This window comes from Streptomyces sp. NPDC051104 (assembly GCF_040682835.1).
GTDB classification, from domain to species: domain Bacteria; phylum Actinomycetota; class Actinomycetes; order Streptomycetales; family Streptomycetaceae; genus Streptomyces; species Streptomyces cynarae.
Map to the genome: position 1 here is coordinate 1 of NZ_JBFBBS010000145.1, position 1439 is coordinate 1439.

The window sequence follows — 1439 nt, forward strand, 5'->3', positions numbered from 1 at the left end:
TACTCCAGCCGGAGATGTGATCTTTATGGCTGCTGGGTGGCTTGGCGTTGGTAGTGGCTGCGGCGGGCTCGGGCCTGGTGGCGTCGGCGCCAGAGGGACCAGCGCAGTCGGTGCGTGAGGTCGCGGGCAGGCTGTGGGAGCAGGGCGGTGAACAGGCGCTGGATCTCGTTGCAGGTGAGCGGGGCCAGTCCGTCCGGACTGGTGCCGTCGTCGGTCAGGACATGGTCTTGTCGTTCGAGGGCTGCGGTGATGGCGAGGAAGGCGTGGGCGAGCAGGGCCAGGGTGACCCAGCGGTGCCAGGAGTTCCAGCGGCGGACCTGGTGCTCGTCCAGTCCGGCCAGGGTCTTGGAACTCTGGAACGTTTCCTCCACGGTCCAGCGGCTTCCGGCGATCTTGACCAGGGTGGCCAGCGGCACCGGTCGGGGTGCGTAGCAGCGGTAGTAGGCACGCTCTCCGGTGCGGCGGTTGCGGCGGACCAGCAGATACTGATGGCCCGCCAGGCCAGGTGCGGCCAGGGCGATGTGCGCCCAGTCGTACCAGCGGTGGCCTTTCGCGCCGCGTCCGGCGGACAGCTTGTGCCAGGCCTGCCCTGGGATGCGTTTGGCCAGGTGGTCGGCGCGCTGCGGCCCGGCCGCGGTGGGCAGGCGATGGGTGCTGGAGATGGCCAGCACGTAGCCGAGCTGCCGCCTTTCCAGGACGGCGCGCAGGTGCGGGTTGTCGCCGTAGACCTCGTCGCCGGCCGCCCATGCCGCCGGGGCGCCTGCGTCCAGTGCGCGCTCGATCATCTGCGCGGCGAGCTGCGGCTTGGTGGCGAAGCCGACACCTTCGGGCACACCGGCCTGCCGGCACCGCTGCGGGTCGGACGTCCAGGATTTCGGCAGGTACAGTGCGCGGTCGATGCCGGCGTGGCCGTGCCGGGAGGTGTAGGTGAGGTAGACGGCGACCTGGGCGTTTTCGATCCGTCCGGCGGTGCCGGTGTACTGGCGCTGCACGCCGACGGTGTGGGTGCCCTTCTTCAGGTCGCCGGTCTCATCAACGACCAGCACGGCCTGGTCGTCGGCCAGGTGGTCCAGCACGAATGCGCGCAGGTCGTCGCGCACCAGGTCGGCGTCCCACTTCGCCCGGCCGAGCAGGTGCTGCAGCCCGTCCGGGCTGGCATCCCCGGCGTGCTCGGCGATCGTCCAGCAATTTTTGCGCGGCAGGTCCGCCAGCAGCCCCAGCACCAACTGCCGCACTCGCAACCGGGGTTCCAGACGCCTGAAACGGCCCGCGACCCGGCCCAGCAATGCCTCGAACATCGTCTGCCAGCGGGCAGGCACTACGCTGTGGCCCGCGGCCACCGCTTCGTCTTCAGTCCACACACCTGACGATGATCAACGGTGGCCGCACCCGTGTCCCCACCGGCCCCTACCAACAAGATCACATCTCCGGCTGGAGTA

1 protein-coding gene is annotated in these 1439 nt (G+C 69.8%); it reads right to left on the reverse strand.

All coding sequences use genetic code 11. The annotated features are described in order from the left end of the window. Positions 1-23: 23 nt before the first annotated feature. The gene (locus AB0N14_RS40135) at positions 24-1283 is read right to left on the reverse strand and encodes an IS701 family transposase (protein ID WP_366030615.1); all 1260 of its coding nucleotides are present in this window, start codon (positions 1281-1283) and stop codon (positions 24-26) included. Positions 1284-1439: the final 156 nt, after the last annotated feature.